Annotated in this window: 2 protein-coding genes; one reads left to right on the plus strand and one right to left on the minus strand. The window is 69.3% G+C overall.

The window, feature by feature from the left end:
* Positions 1–141 precede the first annotated feature (141 nt).
* Positions 142–1,029 carry a LysR family transcriptional regulator gene (locus B551_RS17375; RefSeq protein ID WP_006579852.1) on the minus strand — a complete coding sequence of 296 codons (888 nt, stop codon included), beginning with the start codon at positions 1,027–1,029 and terminating at the stop codon, positions 142–144.
* 115 nt (positions 1,030–1,144) lie between these two features.
* On the opposite strand from B551_RS17375, the gene B551_RS17380 reads away from it, so the two are divergent.
* Positions 1,145–1,999 (plus strand): amidohydrolase, encoded by an 855-nt coding sequence (locus B551_RS17380; RefSeq protein WP_023264645.1) that lies wholly within the window; start codon positions 1,145–1,147, stop codon positions 1,997–1,999.
* Positions 2,000–2,015 lie beyond the last annotated feature (16 nt).

Genomic DNA, 2,015 nt, shown 5'->3' on the forward strand with positions numbered 1-2,015 from the left:
TGATGACGATGGTGACGGGACGGGACGGGCGCATGGTCACTCCTTCGCGGATCGGCAATCGTGCGGGGTGACGATGCAAACGCCATGCCACGGCTGATCGGCCGCCGAGCCTGTTCGCCGCCGTGCTGTCAGCCCATGCCGCTAGGCCGGCCCCATCTCCAGACCGGCGAACAGATCGGCCAGCGTCGGCACCGACCGCGCCGGCCAGATCACCGACAAGTCGAAGGTCGGCAGCGCGGCGCCGTCGCGGACCTCGCAGAAGCGCACGCCGCGGAAGTTCATCGATCGGATCCAGCTCGGCAACAGCGCCACGCCGCAGCCGCCGGCGACGCAGGCCAGCACCGTCAGCGTCCGGTTGGCCTCCTGCGCGACGTGGGCCTCGTGGCCCGCCTTGCGCATCGCGTCGAGGATGCCGGCATGGAAGGCCGGCAGCTGCGACTGCGGATACATCACCAGGCCGGCGTCGGCGATCTGCGCGAGCGACACCTTGCCATCCGGCCCGGGTTCCAGCTCGTCCGGGATTGCCGCGACGAGCCGGTCGCGCAGCAGCGGACGCTCGCGCATGCGGCCGCCGACCGCCACCGGCGTATGCATCAGGCCGATATCGATCGCACCGGTGCGCAGCGCCTCGGCCTGCTCGGCATTGCTCATCTCGCGCAGGATCACGCGCACGCCCGGCGCGCGCCGGCGCAGCTCGCGCAGCGCGCGCGGCAGCGTATCGAACAGCGCCGACGAGACCAGGCCGATCGTCAATTGCCCCGCGCTGCCGCGCCCGATCTCCTGCGCGCGCCTTGCCGCCGCGTCGATGCGTTCGACGCTGGTACGCACATCGTCGAGGATCGCCAGCGCCGCCGGGGTCGGCTGGGCGCCGCGGCGCGAGCGCTCGAACAGGCGGACGCCAAGATCCTTCTCCATGCGGGCCAGCGCGGTGCTCAATGCTGGCTGCGCGATGCCGAGCCAGTCGGCGGCGCGGCTGACGCTGCCATGGTCGATCACCGCCAGGAAGTAGCGCAGATGGCGAGTTTCCATACTGAAACGATATGAATAAACAGATTCTGGATAATGGAAAACTATACCCGCCGTCCCTAGAATCCGTCCGAACTTCGTTTCCCGATTTCATCTACTTTCCGTTCGGAGCCGCGTCTTGTCCCAGCCCTCGCCAACCTCGCCAACCGCTTCGCCAATACCTGCCGTCGACTCGCATGCGCATGTGTTCGAGCACGGCCTTGCGTTGGCGGTGAACCGGCGCTACGCGCCGGACCACGACGCGCTGCTGGGCGACTACCTGGCGCAGCTCGACGCGCATGGGCTGAGCCACGGCGTGCTGGTGCAACCGAGCTTTCTCGGCACCGACAACCGCTACCTGCTGGCAGCGCTGCGTGCCGAACCGGCCAGGGTGCGCGGCGTGGCCGTGGTGGATCCCGCCGCCGACGACGCCGAACTGGACGCGATGGCCGCCGCCGGCGTGGTCGGCATCCGGCTGAACCTGATCGGCCTGCCGGCGCCGGATCTCGGCTCCGCGCCGTGGCGAGGCCTGCTCGAACGCATTCATGCGCGAGGCTGGCACGTCGAACTGCATCTGCCCGCGGCGCACCTGCAGCAGGTCATGCCGGCGCTGCTGGCGGCCGGCTGCCGCATCGTCGTCGATCACTTCGGCCGGCCCGATCCGGCGCTCGGCATGGCCGATCCCGGCTTCGACGATCTGCTGCGCCACGCCGACAGCGGCCGGGTCTGGGTCAAGCTGTCCGGCGCCTATCGCAACTGGGCCCATGCGCAATGCGCGCAGGCGGGGCGGCTGGCGGCGCGGCGGCTGCTCGAGGCCTTTACCGCCGAACGCCTGCTGTGGGGCAGCGACTGGCCTCATACCCAACATCGTCACGTGGCCTACGGGGCGACCCGGCAATGGCTGGACGACTGGATCGACGATGCCGCGCAGCGCCGGCAATTGCTCGGCGATACCGCGCTGCACCTATTTCAATTCCAAGGAGACTTCGCATGATGTTGCCCGTCCTGTT

It is taken from the genome of Cupriavidus sp. HPC(L), assembly GCF_000307735.3.
GTDB lineage: Bacteria > Pseudomonadota > Gammaproteobacteria > Burkholderiales > Burkholderiaceae > Cupriavidus.

Bases quoted from the DNA above. Each gene is read 5' to 3' on its own strand.
- B551_RS17375 (WP_006579852.1), bottom strand. From the start codon at position 1,029: ATGGAAACTCGCCATCTGCGCTACTTCCTGGCGGTGATCGACCATGGC.